17 protein-coding genes are annotated in these 17,630 nt (G+C 35.4%); 7 read left to right on the forward strand and 10 right to left on the reverse strand.

The genetic code is table 11. The features are described from left to right. Positions 1-16: 16 nt before the first annotated feature. Together GQN54_RS14355 and GQN54_RS14360 are read left to right on the forward strand one after the other, a co-directional pair. Entirely contained in the window at positions 17-448 is a 432-nt protein-coding gene (locus tag GQN54_RS14355) for a hypothetical protein (RefSeq protein ID WP_160634257.1), read from the forward strand. 1 nt (position 449) lies between these two features. After that, entirely contained in the window at positions 450-1,388 is a 939-nt protein-coding gene (locus GQN54_RS14360; protein WP_160634258.1) for a hypothetical protein, read from the forward strand. A 195-nt stretch (positions 1,389-1,583) separates the two neighbouring features. Here GQN54_RS14360 and rplT read toward each other — a convergent pair whose 3' ends face one another. From rplT to GQN54_RS14400, 8 genes are all read right to left on the reverse strand, one after another. Beyond that, the gene (gene rplT, locus GQN54_RS14365; RefSeq protein ID WP_160634259.1) at positions 1,584-1,928 is read right to left on the reverse strand and encodes a 50S ribosomal protein L20; all 345 of its coding nucleotides are present in this window, start codon (positions 1,926-1,928) and stop codon (positions 1,584-1,586) included. Positions 1,929-2,030: 102 nt separating this feature from the next. Continuing rightward, positions 2,031-2,228: a 50S ribosomal protein L35 gene (gene rpmI / locus GQN54_RS14370; RefSeq protein WP_160634260.1), complete on the reverse strand. Its 198-nt coding sequence runs from the start codon at positions 2,226-2,228 to the stop codon at positions 2,031-2,033. Between the two features lie 32 nt (positions 2,229-2,260). After that, positions 2,261-2,812: a translation initiation factor IF-3 gene (gene infC, locus GQN54_RS14375; protein WP_160634433.1), complete on the reverse strand. Its 552-nt coding sequence runs from the start codon at positions 2,810-2,812 to the stop codon at positions 2,261-2,263. Between the two features lie 18 nt (positions 2,813-2,830). Then, complete coding sequence (thrS, locus tag GQN54_RS14380; protein ID WP_160634261.1) at positions 2,831-4,756, reverse strand: threonine--tRNA ligase; 1,926 nt, start codon at positions 4,754-4,756, stop codon at positions 2,831-2,833. Between the two features lie 124 nt (positions 4,757-4,880). Continuing rightward, positions 4,881-5,714, reverse strand: coding sequence for a hypothetical protein (locus GQN54_RS14385; protein WP_160634262.1), 834 nt, complete (start codon positions 5,712-5,714; stop codon positions 4,881-4,883). 9 nt (positions 5,715-5,723) lie between these two features. Then, the gene (locus GQN54_RS14390; protein WP_160634263.1) at positions 5,724-6,212 is read right to left on the reverse strand and encodes a hypothetical protein; all 489 of its coding nucleotides are present in this window, start codon (positions 6,210-6,212) and stop codon (positions 5,724-5,726) included. An 81-nt stretch (positions 6,213-6,293) separates the two neighbouring features. Further along, positions 6,294-7,193: an aminotransferase class IV gene (locus tag GQN54_RS14395; protein WP_160634264.1), complete on the reverse strand. Its 900-nt coding sequence runs from the start codon at positions 7,191-7,193 to the stop codon at positions 6,294-6,296. A gap of 1 nt (position 7,194) precedes the next feature. Next, the gene (locus tag GQN54_RS14400; protein ID WP_160634265.1) at positions 7,195-7,908 is read right to left on the reverse strand and encodes a sulfotransferase-like domain-containing protein; all 714 of its coding nucleotides are present in this window, start codon (positions 7,906-7,908) and stop codon (positions 7,195-7,197) included. 106 nt (positions 7,909-8,014) lie between these two features. Between GQN54_RS14400 and GQN54_RS14405 the strand changes: the two genes are divergently transcribed. After that, on the forward strand, positions 8,015-9,439 hold the full coding sequence (locus GQN54_RS14405) for a T9SS type A sorting domain-containing protein (protein WP_160634266.1): 1,425 nt from the start codon (positions 8,015-8,017) through the stop codon (positions 9,437-9,439). A gap of 54 nt (positions 9,440-9,493) precedes the next feature. Here GQN54_RS14405 and lpdA read toward each other — a convergent pair whose 3' ends face one another. Continuing rightward, a complete protein-coding gene (lpdA, locus tag GQN54_RS14410; RefSeq protein ID WP_160634267.1) occupies positions 9,494-10,882 on the reverse strand; it encodes a dihydrolipoyl dehydrogenase in 1,389 nt (462 codons plus the stop codon). 107 nt (positions 10,883-10,989) lie between these two features. Then, positions 10,990-12,453, reverse strand: a complete 1,464-nt coding sequence (locus tag GQN54_RS14415) for an aminoacyl-histidine dipeptidase (protein WP_160634268.1) — start codon at positions 12,451-12,453, stop codon at positions 10,990-10,992. A gap of 175 nt (positions 12,454-12,628) precedes the next feature. Here GQN54_RS14415 and GQN54_RS14420 point away from each other — a divergent pair, with 175 nt between their 5' ends. The 4 genes from GQN54_RS14420 (at position 12,629) to GQN54_RS14435 (ending at position 17,491) form a co-directional block, all read left to right on the forward strand. Further along, positions 12,629-13,078: an HYC_CC_PP family protein gene (locus tag GQN54_RS14420; RefSeq protein ID WP_449369401.1), complete on the forward strand. Its 450-nt coding sequence runs from the start codon at positions 12,629-12,631 to the stop codon at positions 13,076-13,078. 49 nt (positions 13,079-13,127) lie between these two features. Then, positions 13,128-13,475, forward strand: coding sequence for a heavy-metal-associated domain-containing protein (locus tag GQN54_RS14425; protein ID WP_160634270.1), 348 nt, complete (start codon positions 13,128-13,130; stop codon positions 13,473-13,475). A 20-nt stretch (positions 13,476-13,495) separates the two neighbouring features. Beyond that, entirely contained in the window at positions 13,496-15,748 is a 2,253-nt protein-coding gene (locus tag GQN54_RS14430) for a TonB-dependent receptor (protein WP_160634271.1), read from the forward strand. Positions 15,749-15,859: 111 nt separating this feature from the next. Continuing rightward, on the forward strand, positions 15,860-17,491 hold the full coding sequence (locus GQN54_RS14435; protein ID WP_160634272.1) for an AsmA family protein: 1,632 nt from the start codon (positions 15,860-15,862) through the stop codon (positions 17,489-17,491). The last annotated feature ends 139 nt before the right edge of the window (positions 17,492-17,630 follow it).

Here is a 17,630-nt window from a genome sequence, read left to right on the forward strand (position 1 = left end):
TTTGAAAAAAAACATAATGAAACACCTTATAATCCTTTTGACTTTCGCCACTTTGTTGGGGTGCGAGAAAATACCTGAAAGAGAGCCGATTTCTCTTAATTTTATTAGTCTAAATGGTGTGCCAGCTAATACTGCTGTTTTAAATGATTTGGATTACAACTCCAATTATGACTTCACCTTTACTTACCAAAGTAAATCTTTAATTAAAGAATCAAGAATTAGACTTACCACAAAGTATAACTCAGATATCAGTGGTATGGATACTGAAAGATTATCGAAGACCAACTTTGATGATGCTGAAGGAACATTCACATATCGACTAATTCCCAAGGAGCAATGTGAACCTCCATCGACTTCCGGTTTAAAAAACTATTATTTTATCAAAATTATCATGATCAATGAAAATGGAGTGGTGATAGAGAAGCATGTTCAATTTGATTTTAGCTAGTATGAAAAGAGTTTTATTAATAGTATTTTTTTATTCACCATTTTTTGCTTTTTCACAAGTAGAAGACTGGTATGGGGTAGATTTAAGTCGTATCGGGTATAAACATAATTCCTATGTATTCGAACAACAATTATTTGGATATGGAGTTGTCTCAGGCAATCAATCTGCCAATGATTATCAAGTTAGATCGTTCGATCCTATAACTATTAAGGGCGGAAGTTTTGAACTCTCAGCAGATGTTTATTCAAAGCATGTTTTATTTAATATAGATGCTAGTTCATTACTAGATGTTGGAGTAACTCTTTTCCAATTTAAAGACAAAGAGCGATGGTGGGATAATAAAGATTATCGTGTAGATTATTCTGATATATTACCGGTTAGGTTAGCTTTTGGTACTAATATTTCACCCTACTTTAGTCTTTACGTTGGAGGACAATATTCTTTAAACACCATAGGTTTAAGGTATAAGAATAATAACTCACTTTACAGTGATTTAAGAATGGGTGGTCATGCTTATGGAGTCGGAGGTCATGCAGTTGCTGCATATAAATTTTTAAATTTTAGATATAGCTATATGTATGATTGGACGAGTTTTGGTGGGCATTTTAAAGGGAATCGAATTCAAAACGAATGGGTACTTTCTGTTGGAATAAGTCGGATTGGAGTATTCTGTAAGTATAAACATAGCTTTAGTACCTCAAATGAAGGTAATTTACCTGAAGAACGAAAGGGTTTGTTTAAAAGCTCTTATGAAGATGCAAAGTTTAAATGGCAAAATGCGCAGTTTGCAACAAAATCAGAATTAAGTGTTGGCATTTATTTGACGGGTCTGTTTAGTGCAGTTAGTAATGCCTCTACTCGACTTATTGGAGAAACTGAAATTGGAGTAGCAAAAGAAAGAAGAGAAGAAAAGCGTAGAAGGATAAAGTGGGTTGAGTAATTGTATTGAATTCTTTTTGTTTTCAATAAGTCATTTGCAATAGCCTCTTTTTAATTTATCTGTCTAACTATCATTAAGAAAGTATTGGAATTTATATCAAATTCTAATACTTTTTTTATGGTCTTTTAAGTAAAGAACAAAAAAAGACTGTCAACGGAATTGACAGTCTTTTCAAATATTTTAAATATTATTGAGTTATTTTACTTTTTCAACGATCGCTTTGAACGCCTCAGGACTGTTCATTGCCAAATCAGCTAATGCTTTTCTGTTTAATTCGATGTTGTTTTTAGCAATTTTTCCCATAAACTCTGAGTAAGACATTCCGTATTCTCTAACTCCAGCATTGATTCGCTGAATCCAAAGACTTCTGAAATTTCTTTTCTTTTGTTTACGACCAATGTATGCAAACTGCATACCTCTCTCAACTGCATTTTTTGCTACAGTGTGTACATTTTTTCTTCTTCCAAAGTAACCTTTGGCGGCCTTAAGGACCTTTTTTCTTCTAGCTTTTGCTGCTACTGAATTTGTTGCTTTTGGCATTTTTACTTACGTTTTTTGGAAATTGGTGTCCTTTCTTTTAAGAAGCTTTAAACTCAATTTCCGGGTGTTGTTACTAAAATTAACGTTAACCTGGCGATCAATTTACTTTACGCACAGTTGCAATTTGATATTTGCTTCATCTGCTTTATGAACTAAACCAGAATGTGTCAAATTTCTCTTTTGCTTTGTTCCTTTTTTGGTCAAAATATGACTTTTGAAGGCGTGCTTTCTTTTGATCTTTCCAGAACCAGTGAATTTGAATCTCTTCTTCGCACTGGAAGTGGTTTTCATTTTTGGCATTGTACCGTTGTTTATATATGAATACTAATTATTTACTTTTTCTTTTTTGGAGCCAAGAACATAATCATTCTTTTTCCTTCTAACTTAGGCATGGATTCTACCACTGCTACATCTTCTAGTGCCTGAGCCAATTTTAACAATAGAATTTCTCCTTTGTCTTTAAACAAAATGGTTCTACCTTTAAAGAAAACATAAGCTTTTACTTTGTTTCCTTCTCCAATGAACTTCTCAGCATGCTTTAACTTAAAGTTAAAATCGTGATCATCTGTATTTGGTCCAAATCGAATTTCTTTTACTTCAATTTTAGAAGCCTTGGATTTCATTTCCTTCTGACGCTTCTTTTGCTCGTATAAGAATTTCTTATAGTCGATTATTTTACAAACGGGTGGATCTGCTTTCGGTGAAATTTCAACTAAATCTAAGTTTTGCTCCTCAGCCATACTTAGAGCTTCTCTAATTGAATATACATCTGCTTCAACGCCATCGCCGACAACTCTTACCTTATGTGCGGTAATTTCATCATTGATTTTGTGAGGATTTTGTGTCCTTGCAAATCTACCTTGTGGTTTAAATGGTCTAGCTATTGTTAGGTCCTCCTGTAATTAAATTTGTAAATTTTTATTAAAATAATCAGAAAATTCTTCGATCGTCATTGTTCCAATGTCACCTTCTCCGTGTTTTCTAACGGAAACTGTTCCATTCTCCACCTCTTTTTCCCCTACAACTAACATGTAAGGAACCTTAGAGACTTCTGCATCACGAATCTTTTTTCCAACTTTTTCGTTCCTATCGTCTACGAAACCGCGAATATCGGATTTATTTAAGATTTTTAAAACATCTTTTGCATTTTCATTGAATTTTTCACTCAATGGTAATATTGCAAGCTGCTCAGGAGCTAACCAAAGCGGGAAATTTCCGCCGCAATGCTCAATCAACACTGCAACAAATCTTTCTAAAGAGCCAAATGGCGCTCGGTGAATCATTACAGGGCGATGTTTTTCGTTGTCACTCCCAACATATTCTAATTCAAAGCGCTCAGGTAAATTGTAATCAACCTGAATGGTTCCAAGCTGCCACTTTCTACCCAATGCGTCTTTCACCATAAAGTCTAATTTAGGTCCATAGAACGCGGCTTCTCCGTATTCTATTACCGTATTTAAACCTTTTTCTGTTGCAGCTTTTATAATTGATTGTTCAGCTTTATCCCAATTTTCGTCAGTTCCAATATATTTACTTCTATCGTCTTTATCTCTTAGAGAGATTTGCGCTGTATATTCTTTAAAGTCTAATGCTTTAAATACATATAGAACCAAATCGATTACCTTCATAAATTCATCTTCCACTTGGTCTGGACGACAAAATAAGTGAGCATCATCTTGTGTAAAACCTCTAACTCTGGTTAAACCGTGTAGTTCTCCACTTTGCTCGTACCTATATACTGTTCCAAACTCAGCATAACGAACTGGAAGGTCTTTATAGGATTTTGGCGATGCTTTGTATATCTCACAATGGTGAGGGCAGTTCATGGGTTTCAATAAAAACTCTTCCCCTTCAGCAGGTGTATTGATTGGTTGAAATGAATCTGCACCATATTTTTCATAGTGTCCTGATGTAACGTAGAGTTCCTTGCTTCCGATATGAGGAGTAATTACCGGTTGGTAGCCAGCAGCCACTTGAGCTTTTCTCATAAAGTTTTCCAATCGTTCTCTAAGCAGAGCTCCTTTTGGCAACCACAATGGCAATCCTTGACCAACTCTTTGGCTAAAAGTAAACAGTTCTAGTTCTTTACCAAGTTTTCTATGGTCACGTTTTTTGGCTTCTTCCAATAACTCTAAATACTCATTTAGCTCCTTTTGCTTTGGAAAGGTAATGCCGTAAATTCGAGTGAGTTGTTTGTTTTTTTCATCTCCTCTCCAATATGCACCTGCTATATTTAAAAGCTTAACTGCTTTAACAAATCCAGTATTTGGGATATGAGGTCCTCTACATAAATCTGTGAAATTACCTTGGGTATAGAAGGTAATATTTCCATCCTCAAGGTTTTCTAGAAGGTCTAATTTATATTCGTCATCTTTTTCTTTATAGTAGGCAATCGCATCTGCTTTTGAGATACTTTTTCTTACGTACTCATTTTTTTGACGAGCCAGTTCCAACATGCGTTTTTCGATGGCAGGTAAATCTTCCGCAGAGATAACTCTATCTCCTGCATCTACATCATAATAAAATCCATTTTCAATGGGAGGTCCTATCCCTAATTTGATTCCTGGGTAAATTTCTTCTAAAGCTTCTGCTAATAGATGAGCTGAACTATGCCACATCGTATTTTTACCCTCATCATTGTTCCAGGTTAATAATTCCAAGTTACTATCTTGTTCTATTGGTCTGAAGGCGTCGATAACCTCACCATTAACTTTTGCGGCAAGTACATTTCGAGCTAATCCTTCGCTGATTTCTTTGGCGATATCCAATGCAGTTACTGCTGAACTATACTCTTTGATGGCACCGTCTGGAAGTGTTATTTTTATCATGAAATAGGGTGTTCTTTAAAATTCAGGTGCAAAGATAAAAAAACTCCTTTGCTCCATAGGGTTAATATGAATAAAAAAGGCGTCTCGGTCAAACCGGGACGCCTTTTCAATTTTTTAATTTTGATTAAGCAGAAACAATGTTTGACCGAAGAGCTTCAATTTTCTTCGTTAATTCTATCATATCATCAGGATTGATGGTTGCATAACCTTCAGCATCCTCTGTTGCCACTGATTGGTAAAATGTATTGATAGCTTCCAATTGGTTTGCTACTTCAGTAAGGTCAAAAGTTTCATCAGATTGAGCTCGTAGTGCTGGAATTAAATTTTTCAGAATATTCATTTGTTCCAATACTCGGTCTTTAACCATTTCATTTCCACTAGCACTTTTAGTACCTAAATACATTCCTTCAACCCAAGCACCGGTAAAAAATATTGCCATTTTAGCCTGCTCTTTATTTTCTTCTAAATATGAGTCAGTCTTTATTTTAATTTCGGTTAAAATTCTCATAATAGAATCTTGAGTACCAATGTTTTTTTCAAAACGCTCCACCATGTTGCCAGTACTGAATATGGCATCCATACCTGTTTCGTCGGAAAGCTTTTTGATGGCTGCTAAATAATCGATAGACTCTTGTTGTTTTTTATTGAGAACCGAATAGGCCATGTCCGCCGAGTAAACACCAAAATTGAGGTATTTCTTCGTTTTAGTGTTATAATTAGAAACGGCATCAGGACTATTAGGTAGTTCTCCATTATAAGTTAAACCTGAACGGTTAAAAATAGAGGCAATTTGGATAGGTGATGGTAACATCAAATCCGCAGACTCATCTTCAATTTCTTCTACTTCTTCTAAAACTACTTCCTCTGTAACTTCTTCTTTTTTCGGTGCTTCAGCACATGCAAAAAGCAATGCAGTAGAGAATACGCTAACTGCTATAATTAGGTTATTTTTTTTCATGATTAGGGATTAATTGTTTTTTACAAAAGTTAATTGGTAGCCTAAAACAAATACCATGCAGCCTGTTTCATCAGAACCTTGAGCCGGTGGAATTACATAATTAATAAAAAGATTCTTAGCTTTTTTTGGCTCGTATGTTAAAATGGTGGAACCGTTTCCTTCAGTTTTGCTAGAATACAATAAGGTGCGACCATCAGATTCACGACTTTTGTCATAAATTTCAACTTCTACATTCTTTGGAAGGTCTTGTCTGTTGAAAACCATGCGGTATTTTTCACCTTTAAACAATGGGACTTCAACTTCCTTAACAGAAGTTTTGTAGGTGTAGTTAATGCTGCTAATTTTAGAAGAAGCATAGAAATAGGTGTCCAATGAGTCAATGGCTTTTATTTTAGCCTCTGTATTTGAACACGAACCATTAGAAACTCTTTTATTTCCTGCAGCCGTTACTGCAATGAAAAGAACGAAAATTCCTAAAATTTGAACGATTTTTTTCATAATTGGGTTATATTGGGATTGATGTGCTAAGATATTAAATTTACTTTGATAACAAAATTCAAAATTAAGCACATTAGGTCACTATTGGATGGTTACTCCCTCATATTCTGTAAGCTGTTTATATTGCTCTTTAAGCTGTTTAAAAATGTCGTTATTTTGCGCTGATTTTATCATCCGTCCATCTATTTCATAGACATTGGTTAATTCTCCCATAGTTCCTGTTGTAAAAACCACATCTGCGTTAAAACATTCGCTCACCGATATGTCTCTTTCTTCATGGGGAATATCCGCCTTTTTTGCGATTTCTAGAATTGTTTTTCTAGTTATCCCAGGTAAACAAGCTGTGGCATGAGGCGTAGACAATTTACCAGCTTTGATGATAAAAATGTTGGTGGCGTTGGTTTCACTTACAAATCCTCTGTCATCTAACATAATGGCATCATCAGCATTAGCATAATTGGCTTCTATCTTTGCCAAGATGTTATTGATTAGATTATTGTGATGAATTTTGCTATCTAGATTAGAAGGGCCATTTCTTCTGATACTAGCCGTAATTAGTTTGATTCCTTCATGGGGGTAGATTGGCCGTTTGAATTCTGCTAATACAATTAAGGTACATCCTTTGGTATTTAATTGCGGATCCATTCCTGAGGTAATCTTTTCTCCTCTAGTTAAGGTAAGTCTCATGTGCGCTTCATCGAACATATCGTTTGCAATTAACGTTTTCTTAATTGCATCAATGATCTCTTTTGGTGATGGGATGTTTTTGAAATCCATGGTATGAGCAGATTCCATCAAACGATTGACATGTTCATTAAGCTTAAAAATCTTTCCTTTATAGACTCGAATTCCTTCCCAGACGGCGTCACCACCCTGCACTACGCTATCAAATACAGAAACTTTGGCTTCGTTTCGGTGCAATAATTCTCCATTTATCCATACTTTAATGTTATCGTTTCTGTTATCGTATTGTTGTGCCATATTAGATTGTTAGTTTGTGTTTAATTAGTTTGTTGTAATAAGGAAGGCATTTTTCATATACCATTTGATTTTCTTTAGATAGTAGAATCTCCTTTTGTTCAAATGGAGCAAAGCCAGTGGATTGATGTACGTTTGAATACCAGTATTTCGCCCAAACTCCATCTTCTTTTCTAGCTCCTTGTTTCCAGCTTAGCATATTACCCTCATAGAGAATACCAATACTTTGGCAAAGTTTTATCAAGAATTGTTTTGGTTTTTTTAATAAATCAGCTGAATCAATCACCAAAAAATGAGCATTTTTTAATTGTAATTCTGTCATTAATTCATGCTGCATTTTAATGCCAATGTCTTCAATTGTAGGATTGGGGATTACTTTATTGTAGCTGTTGATAATTGCTTTTGGATCCCTTATAAAAATTAAGTTGATGGTCTCATTCAAGAATGATCGATTTATTTCAATTAAATGATGAGTCATTTGCTTGCAGAAAATGACTTTAGGTTGATTTAACTTCAGGATATCCTCCATCACCTGATTTCCATTGTTATTTTGACTTTTTAAAATTTCATGCCGTCCAGGATGAATGACTCCAGATTTTGATAGGTAGTGCGCATACAATGGCTCATCGATCACCATCGTGTCACTCCGTTGGGCAAAACTATACATGAATGCAGTACTTACATTCCTAGGACTCGACCATAAACAGATGTACTTCATATATCGTATTTGCGGGTTCTAATGTAATAATTTAGATGAAATTTTGCTGTTGTATTGTTCTATATAATTCATATATTTGATAGGTATCCGATTAAAAACTAAAACTATGAAGAAATTACTACTCCTTTTTATAATCGTCTTTACTTTCTGTTCCACGTATGCTCAACGTTGGGAATTGTTTAAAAATGACATTTCACATTACACAACTCCCCAGCAGAATACAGCTATGGCCATTAGCTTTTATACAGATAGTGTGGCTTTAACTTTACGAGTAGACACCGTTTTATTAGGTTCGCACATTACAACTACTGTCTTCGCTAAGGATTATAGTGGTCGGTTAACTCCTTTTAGTAGGTCTTGTATTGGTCCGAGCGCCTCCATTTTAGGAGATTCACTAGTAGAAAATGCTGATTCAAGTATCTATTACATTAATAACAATAAACTTATTTGGAAAAATAAAAACCAATGGAAGTTTTTTAGAGATTCGAATAATAATGAATTGTTGATTTCATTAGATTCAGTAACTGTTTTAAATGGAGATTCTCTAAAACATTTCTCTTTTTCTTCTTCTAGTAACGTTGCTTTTGATTCAGCTGTTTTCACTACACCTTTTATAGTTTCTAAATTGAATGGAATGGTAAAGGGATTCGATTTTTCATATTTCCCTTCAGAGATAAAACCGATATCTTACCTTTTGAAAGGGTTTGTTAAAAAATCAAACATATATGACTATGCAATTGGCGATGAATACCATTATCAGCACAAATTGGCTTTAAGTATGAGTTATAGCACCTTAGACTTGTATGTTTTAAAGGTAATAGGTAAAGTCGTTCACAATCAAGATAGCGTTAGCTATACGTTTGAAAGGAAGGTAAGAGAGGATAAATTAGTACCCATGGGTCAGGGACTTGTTCATCAGTATAGAAGCTATAAGGATACCATTATCAAGTCGTATAATTGGAGTCATAAATTGTTGTTAGGAACATACATGGATATTCGATCTTTAACGACTGGTACTATGAATAGAGGTACAGTAGGTGTTTATGATAGTGATTATGCTGTACCTACCTTTATAGACATTTCAGAAATAGGGAGGAGTGGAGATAGTATTTGTGATTTTACCTTTGAAACGGAAAGGTATACTTCATACATTTTTGGTGTAGGTAGTTTTGATTACTATTCAAATGGAGATATAAGTTCGTGGTATGAATCTAAAGAGGATTTACTTTACTACAAAAAAGGAACGAAAACTTGGGGAACACCTATAACCATTGTGATTTCAGATATAAAGGAAAATACCTTATCCAATATCTACTTTTATCCGAATCCGGCAAAAGACCAATTTATTATTGAGAACCTACAAGAAAAAACAGACTATAAGTTGGTTAATGTGAACGGGGCAATGATAGAAAGAGGAATTTTCAAAGAAGCATCTAATTCTATTTCGATGTCGAATTTAGAAAGAGGCATTTATTTTTTACAGTTGCAGTCTAAAAGTAATTTTAGGACAATCAGAATAGTAAAGCAATAAAAAAGTCCTCTTGGAGAACCAAGAGGACTTTTTTATCTAAATCGTTAAAGTATCTTAGATGTGAATCACTTCACCATAAGCTTCAGCCGTAGCTTCCATCACCGCTTCACTCATAGTAGGATGAGGGTGAACTGCTTTTAAGATTTCATGACCGGTAGTTTCTAATTTACGAGCAACTACTAGTTCAGCAATCATTTCGGTAACGTTAGCGCCAATCATATGAGCACCTAATAATTCACCATATTTAGCATCGTAAATTACTTTAACGAAACCATCTTTATGTCCTGCTGCACTGGCTTTTCCGGAAGCTGAGAATGGGAATTTACCCACTTTCAATTCGTAACCTGCTTCTTTTGCTGCTTTTTCAGTATAACCAACAGAAGCAATTTCTGGAGAACAATAAGTACAACCCGGAATATTGTTGTAGTCAATTGGCTCAGGATTATGACCTGCAATCTTTTCTACACATGTAATTCCTTCAGCAGATGCTACGTGAGCCAATGCCTGCCCTGGAACACAGTCGCCGATTGCATAATAACCTGGAATATTGGTTTCGTAATATTCGTTCACTTGAATTTTACCTTTGTCCGTAACAATACCAACTGACTCTAAACCGATGTTTTCAATATTTGCAACCACACCAACTGCAGAAATTACAATATCGCAATCAATTACTTCTTCGCCTTTTTTGGTTTTGATGTGAACTTTGCAATCTTTACCTGAGGTATCTACTTTAGTTACTTCAGCGCTAGTCATTACATTGATTCCAGCTTTTTTGAAACTTCTACCCAATTGCTTAGAAATATCTTCGTCTTCTACAGGTACAATATTGTCCATGTATTCTACTAAAGTTACATCGGTGCCCATTGCATTGTAGAAGTATGCGAATTCAGACCCTATTGCTCCTGAACCCACAATTACCATTTTCTTTGGCATTGATTTTTGGTTCATTGCTTCTCTATAACCTATAATCTTCTTTCCGTCTTGAGGGAGATTTGGTAGAGTTCTAGATCGAGCTCCTGTAGCAATAATGATGTGCTTTGCAGTAATTGTTTTAGTTGAACCATCTTCAGCAGTTACTTCAATTGCTTTACCAGGTTTTACTTTACCAGTTCCCATTATTACTTCAATCTTGTTCTTTTTCATCAAGAATTGAACACCTTTGCTCATGCCGTTGGCTACGTCACGACTTCTTTTTACGATATTTTCAAAGTTCGCATTGCTTTCTTTTACTTCAATTCCGTAATCCGCTGCATGCTTGATGTACTCGAATACATTCGCACTTTTTAATAATGCTTTAGTAGGAATACATCCCCAATTTAAACATACTCCACCCAACGACTCTTTTTCAACAATGGCTGTTTTTAAGCCTAATTGAGAAGCTCGAATAGCGGTTACATATCCACCTGGGCCACTTCCTAATACAATTACATCAAAATCCATAGTATACTATATTATGTTGTTTTTATCTTCAATTTTTAGTTTTGCGAAGTTAGTAAAAAGGTCGAATGCAATGAAAGCATATTCCAACCTTTAGCACACTTCCTTTTTTATTTCACTTCAGGAATACGTTTCAATGCTTCCAAGAAATAATCCCAATACTTTTGAACTGAACTAATTTGAACTTTTTCATCAGGGGAGTGAGCTCCGCGTATGTTTGGTCCGAATGATATCATTTCCATTTTAGGGTAATTGGTTCCTAAAATTCCACATTCTAATCCCGCATGACAGGCTTGAACTCTAGGTTCAGCATCGAATTTTTCACGATATAAATCGGCCATTAAATTTACAATGTCAGAGTGAGGTAGAGGAGTCCATCCTGGATAACTACCTCCAACTTCTACTTGAGCTCCCATTAATTCAAAGGCAGCAGTCAATGCTTCGGCCAAATCCCATTTCTCAGACTCAACAGAACTTCTCGTCAAACAAAGAATAGAGTATTCTCCGTCTGCTACTTTTACTTGGGCGATATTATTGGAAGTTTGTACCATGTTTAGCATGGCAGGACTCATTCTATATATTCCGTTTGGAGCGGCATAAATGGCACGGAGCAATAATGCTTGGAAATCTTCTTCCATCACCGCATCAAATTTGTCCATATTTTTTACCGTCACTACAACATTAGGATCGGTAAAGTTGTGCTCGTCTTTGATTGTTTCTTCGTATTCTTTAATCGCTGTTTCAAAAGCTGCCCACTCAGAAACTGGTACTGCTATTTTAGAAACCGACTCTCTAGGTATGGCATTTCTCAACCCGCCACCTTGAATCTCATTGACATAAATTCCCAATTCATTGGATAGGTTCAGTAATAAGCGATTCATTAGTTTGTTGGCATTTCCTAACCCTTTGATAATGTCCATTCCGGAATGGCCACCACTTAATCCATTGATGGTAATCTCAACACATTTTACTTCTTCAGGAATTTCCATTTCAGGATAAGCACCCGTAGCAGTTAAATCAACACCTCCAGCACAGCCAATGGTTAACTCATCATCGTCTTCAGTATCTAAATTCAATAAAATCTCGCCTTCTAAAAGACCACCTTTTAGACCAATGGCACCCGTCATTCCAGTCTCTTCATCGATGGTAAATAAGGCATCAAAAGCTGGGTGAGGTATATCTGTGCTTTCTAGCAAGGCCATGATCGATGCTACCCCAATTCCGTTGTCAGCTCCTAATGTAGTTCCGTCTGCTTTTACCCAATCACCATCCACAATCATTTTGATTCCTTCTTTATCAAAATCAAACTGAGTAGCGTTGTTTTTTTGATGTACCATGTCCAAGTGACTTTGAATCACTAGTTTTTTGCGATTCTCCATGCCTTTTGTGGCAGGCTTTCGGATGATTACGTTTCCAACTTCGTCGGTTACCACAGGTAATCCTAACTTTTTTCCGAAATCTTGCATAAAGGCAATTACTCTTTCTTCTTTTTTAGAAGGACGAGGTACTGCATTCAAATCGGCAAAATTATTCCACAATGATTGTGGTTCTAGCTTTCTAACTTGTTCTGACATGATTTTTGTTTTTAGAACAACAAATTTAGCATCATTTAAAGAGAATGAAAGTACAAGTTGAAATTATTCATCATTTTCGGCAATTTATTGATTGGTTGGATTGGATTAACTATTTTTAAGTCGTTGAGGTTTGATTACGTCTTAAATACATCCAAAAAATAGTACTTTTACGATTGTGAAAATTTTTAATCAAATAGCGTCTTTTTTACTTGCCTGTCTTTTACTGGTCAGTACAACGGGATTTTCCATGTACAAGCATTATTGTGGGGAAAATTTGAAGGAGATCAGTTTGTTTGATGAAGTAGAATCTTGTCATGATGAAAATATTTCAAAGGATTTAGACGAAGATTGTCCGTTTCACCAACATGATTCAGCAGCTATTGGCGAAGAAGATAATTGTTGTACAGATGAATACAACCGAATATCATTAGAAGATCAACTTAAGCAGTTGGATAAAAACCAGTCCAATTCAATGGGATTAACTCCCGCTGTAATTGATTTGGGGTTTCAATCCATGTTGCCAATAGTCGAAGATGATGCTAAAACAATATCGCATCAATTTGGAGCTTCTATAAATGCTCCACCACTTTACATTCTATATACTCAATTTAATTTTTACGGATGATATCATGAGTTCTCTTTAACTCATTAATTAATCATTTATAAAAATTACTATGAAATATAATATATTGCTTATTGTGATGGTAGTCATTGGTTTATCTACTGCTGCCGCACAATCAAAAAATCAGAAATTAGAATTGCACGTAGAAGGAGTCTGTAAAATGTGCAAGGAACGCATTGAAACAGCTGCTTTAAGAACAACAGGCGTGAAATTTGCCGAATGGCACAATACCGACAAAATTTTACATGTTGTATACAATGCTAAAAAGGTAGAAGAAGCAGAGATCAGAAGTGCAGTAGCCAATACTGGCCATAAAATGAACGATCAGCCAGCAGACTCGTCAGCATATCAGTCCTTACCTGATTGTTGTAAGTACGATAACGGAATAGAGTCTCATTAATAATAAAACACTTATTTAATATGCAAAACTTAGCTAGAGTGCTAGTGTTTGCCAGTTGTTTTATTTTTATGATTGGTGAATTATCAGCGCAAGAAATCAAAGGGACTGTAAAGTCAGAAGAAGGAAAAGTGGTTCCATTCGCTAATGTTTATTGGTTGAATACTACTATTGGAACTACCACCGATGAAAAAGGAGAGTTCACAATTCCTTCTCATAATCAAACGAATAATTTAGTCATTAGTTCTGTAGGTTATACCTCAGACACTTTGAAAGTTATAACAACTCCAATTTTGATCCAATTGAAAAACTCAGTTCAATTGGGACAAGTGGATGTGGTGTCACGAGAGACGGGATCCTCCATCTCATACATGCAAAGTAAGAAAGTGGAGCAAGTCAGTCAGAAGGAACTACAAAAAGCGGCGTGCTGCAATCTTTCTGAAAGTTTTGAAACACTACCTTCAATCGATGTTGCGATAACTGATGCCGTTACTGGGACTAAAAAGATTAGAATGTTAGGTCTCGAAGGTCCAAATACTTTTATCAGCAGAGAAAGTATGCCAGGAGTAAGAGGGTTAGGTAGCGCTTATGGACTGACTTTTATCCCAGGAGTTTGGATTCAATCGATGCAATTATCAAAAGGAGTAGGGTCGGTTGTCAACGGTTATGAAAGTATAGCCGGACAAATCAATGTGGAAATAAAGAAACCTGAAGATGATGAGTTGTTTGTCAACATGTATTTGAATCAAAGCGGTAGAACAGAATTCAATTTTAATCAGAATTATAAGGTTTCGGATAGGTGGAGTACCATGTTATTATTGCATGGAAGCGCTCGCCCCTTTGAGGTAGATAACAATAATGATGAGTTTATGGATTTTCCTACAGGAAATCAAATTAATGTGATGAACCGTTGGAAATATTATGGCACTGAAGGTCTAGAGGGACAATTAGGGGCATGGTATATCAATGATCAGCGTGTTGGTGGTCAGATGGGATATGAGCCATCCACTGCTCAAAATCTACAACCTAAATTCGGTTTAGAAATTAATACAGAACGTATGGAATTGTTTGGTAAAATGGGATATGTTTTCGGAAATAAACCATACAAAAGTACAGGTTTACAAGCTTCTATAAGTCGACATCAACAAACTTCCAACTTTGGAATGAATGATTACAATGCGGTTCAAGAATTTGGTTATTTAAATTATCTGTATAGAACGCAGATAAAAAGTGATAAGCATGTCATAACTACTGGATTCAGTTATGTATACGACCGATTTGAGGAAACGGCTTACGACAGCAGTTTTAACAGAACCGAGCAAGTGCCTGGAGTTTATATGGAATATACTTTTGCACCCAATAATAACATTTCAGTAGTTGGGGGATTAAGAGCAGACTTTAATTCCATTTATGGAAATTATATTACCCCAAGAATTCATGCCCGATGGGCTGCTACAGAAAAGTTAGTTTTTCGAGGAGTTGCAGGAGGTGGGCAGCGAACAGTGAATATTTTTGCTGAGAATCAAGGAATGTTTGCTTCATCAAGATCATTTCAATTGATGGGCAACAAGTCGGATTTGCCTTTTGGGTTAAAACAAGAGAAAGCTTATAATTATGGGTTGAATTTTAATAAGGATTTTCGACTATTCTATAGAGATGGGTATTTTGGTGTAGATGCTTATCACACAAGATTTGAAAATCAAGTCATTTATGATATTGAAGATGCCAGAACTGTTAAGTTTTATAATCTTGAAGGAGAATCTTTTGCGACGAGTATACAAGCAGAGGTGAATTATGAGGTGATTAAGTTCGTGGATTTGAAAGTTGCTTATCGTTACCTAGATGTACAGACCGATTATCAGAGTGGATTAAAACAAAAACCATTGACTGCAAAGCATCGAATATTTTCTAGTATTGGTTACACTACGCGTAAAAATGAAAAGGGAGGAAATTGGAAATTTGATGGGACAATTCAATATTTAGGTCAACAGAGAATTCCTTCTACAGCTATAAATGCTCCAGAAAACCAACGACCAACTACTTCAGAAGGATTTGTAACCGCTAATATGCAAATCACTAAGACCTTTAATAAGCGATGGGATGTATATGCAGGTATGGAGAATATTACGAATTACAGACAAGATAATCCCATTATTGATGCTGATAATCCTTTGGAAACGGGAAATGAGTTCGACAGTGGACTGGTGTGGGGCCCAATTTTTGGACGGATGGTCTATGCTGGATTTAGATTTAAGATAGCTCCCGACAATAAATAAACGCAAATAATTGTAAAGATCATTTAAGGCAAAAGAACTCTCTTTTGCCTTTTTTATTTCCTGCATCTCAATTTATCTTAATTTCGGAGGAAACAACTTTAATACTGACCTATGAAAAAACGCATAGTAGGAATCATATTTTTAATTTTAGTTGGAGCTCTATTTGTTTCCATACCTTTTTTAAAGCAATTGTTGTCTGAAAAGATAGAACAGAAGTTGGGCTCTAATTTCTACTACAGTTACGAAGATATTTCAGTTTCTTTACTTCATCGGAAAATAGAATTTTCCAGCCTAAAGTTTGCTTACCCTAAAGACAGTAGTAACTTACAATATGTCGGGGAAGCAGCGTCTTTTTCAGTAGAAGGCTTTGATTTTATGGCTTTGATTTATAGTCAATCTTTGGATCTTGGTAAAATTGAATTAATACAACCCTCTTTAAAAACGAGACTAAAACAAGAGGTAAATCAAAGGGAAAAAACAGATACATTGAATCTAGAACAATTGAATTTTTATTCATTTATTGAAGGAGGTCTAAATCAGTTAAAGTTAGGTGAGCTAAACGTTCAAAGTGGGCATTTTGATTGGTTTTATGGCTCGCAGGATTCTGTATGGCGAATGATAGATGGCATTGATTTGAAGATTAAAGACTTTACCTTGGATTCCATTGTGGCAGCTGAAAACAACGGGTGGTTTATTTTGGACGATTTCACATTAAATGTCAACCATCTGATGGAAAAGTTGCCTGATAGTATTCATGTGCTTACCGCTGATTCAGTGAGAATGTCTTATAAAGACTCTTCTATTACGATGGCGAATGTTAGAATGATGCCTCGTTTTAATCGGAATGAATTGCCAGGTGTTTTACCACATCAGCAAGATGTTTTTACCCTTAAAGTAAGTCAGTTGGAGCTCAATTATATCAATATAGATCACTTGATTTATAAGAAACAATTATTTGTTGGGGAAGTAGGTATTGATGGTTTTGATTTAAACGTTTATCGCGATAAGTCTTTGCCTTTTCCGCATATATATAAACCATTGCCAATACCAGAGCTGTTAAAGTTAGAATTTGAAATGACCCTAGATTCTGTACTAATAAGTAACGGTCAGGTCGCTTATGAACAACAAAATGTTGGCGCACCCGAAACTGGTATTATTGTTTTTGATCAAATTGATGCCATTTTGTATAATCTGACATCTTCTGAAAAGCAAGTGGATAAATATGCTCATACCGTACTAAATACTACTGCGCTTTTGCAAGGAGGAGGAAAAATCGATCTGAATGTAGATTTTGACTTGTTAGATACAAATGGTGGACATCGTTTGATAGGTACCATAACTGATTTCGATTTATCCGATTTGAATCAAATTATTTTACCATTAACTCATGTGAAAGTGAAGGAAGGAAAGAGCAGTCAAACTAGCTTTAATTTTTATGCCAGTACTTTTGGTACAGAAGGCGAAATAGAGTTTCGTTATGATGGATTGAAAGTTAGTTTGTTAGATAAAGATGAATACGAATTGCGAAATGAAAAACGTAAATGGTTGGGATCTTTGTTTTTGAACACATTGGTGGTGCGAGAAAGCAATCCCAAAGGCAATACTTTGCGTATCGGAACCATTCAATCAGAACGAAATACCGAGAAGTCTATTTTTAATTTGTGGTGGGAAGGAATTGCTTCAGGAATGGGAAGCACTATGATTAACTTCAAGAAGGATGCGAAAGAAGTGAAAATTCAATAACTGAATGTTACAATATTGAAATGTTTGATTCAGTCTATGAAATAATGATTCTAATTTTTAATATTTTGTTTTGAATAGATTGTATGTTTAGTTCATAAAATAGATAATCAACACAATTACTCATTAATACTGGCGACTT

This window comes from Acidiluteibacter ferrifornacis (assembly GCF_009909615.1).
Lineage (GTDB): Bacteria > Bacteroidota > Bacteroidia > Flavobacteriales_E > Vicingaceae > Acidiluteibacter > Acidiluteibacter ferrifornacis.

Bases quoted from the DNA above. Each gene is read 5' to 3' on its own strand.
- rpmI (WP_160634260.1), bottom strand. From the start codon at position 2,228: ATGCCAAAAATGAAAACCACTTCCAGTGCGAAGAAGAGATTCAAATTC.
- GQN54_RS14415 (WP_160634268.1), bottom strand. From the start codon at position 12,453: ATGTCAGAACAAGTTAGAAAGCTAGAACCACAATCATTGTGGAATAAT.
- thrS (WP_160634261.1), bottom strand. From the start codon at position 4,756: ATGATAAAAATAACACTTCCAGACGGTGCCATCAAAGAGTATAGTTCA.
- rplT (WP_160634259.1), bottom strand. From the start codon at position 1,928: ATGCCAAAAGCAACAAATTCAGTAGCAGCAAAAGCTAGAAGAAAAAAG.
- lpdA (WP_160634267.1), bottom strand. From the start codon at position 10,882: ATGGATTTTGATGTAATTGTATTAGGAAGTGGCCCAGGTGGATATGTA.
- GQN54_RS14435 (WP_160634272.1), top strand. From the start codon at position 15,860: ATGAAAAAACGCATAGTAGGAATCATATTTTTAATTTTAGTTGGAGCT.
- GQN54_RS14405 (WP_160634266.1), top strand. From the start codon at position 8,015: ATGAAGAAATTACTACTCCTTTTTATAATCGTCTTTACTTTCTGTTCC.
- GQN54_RS14360 (WP_160634258.1), top strand. From the start codon at position 450: ATGAAAAGAGTTTTATTAATAGTATTTTTTTATTCACCATTTTTTGCT.
- GQN54_RS14390 (WP_160634263.1), bottom strand. From the start codon at position 6,212: ATGAAAAAAATCGTTCAAATTTTAGGAATTTTCGTTCTTTTCATTGCA.
- GQN54_RS14355 (WP_160634257.1), top strand. From the start codon at position 17: ATGAAACACCTTATAATCCTTTTGACTTTCGCCACTTTGTTGGGGTGC.
- GQN54_RS14425 (WP_160634270.1), top strand. From the start codon at position 13,128: ATGAAATATAATATATTGCTTATTGTGATGGTAGTCATTGGTTTATCT.
- GQN54_RS14385 (WP_160634262.1), bottom strand. From the start codon at position 5,714: ATGAAAAAAAATAACCTAATTATAGCAGTTAGCGTATTCTCTACTGCA.
- GQN54_RS14430 (WP_160634271.1), top strand. From the start codon at position 13,496: ATGCAAAACTTAGCTAGAGTGCTAGTGTTTGCCAGTTGTTTTATTTTT.
- GQN54_RS14395 (WP_160634264.1), bottom strand. From the start codon at position 7,193: ATGGCACAACAATACGATAACAGAAACGATAACATTAAAGTATGGATA.
- GQN54_RS14400 (WP_160634265.1), bottom strand. From the start codon at position 7,908: ATGAAGTACATCTGTTTATGGTCGAGTCCTAGGAATGTAAGTACTGCA.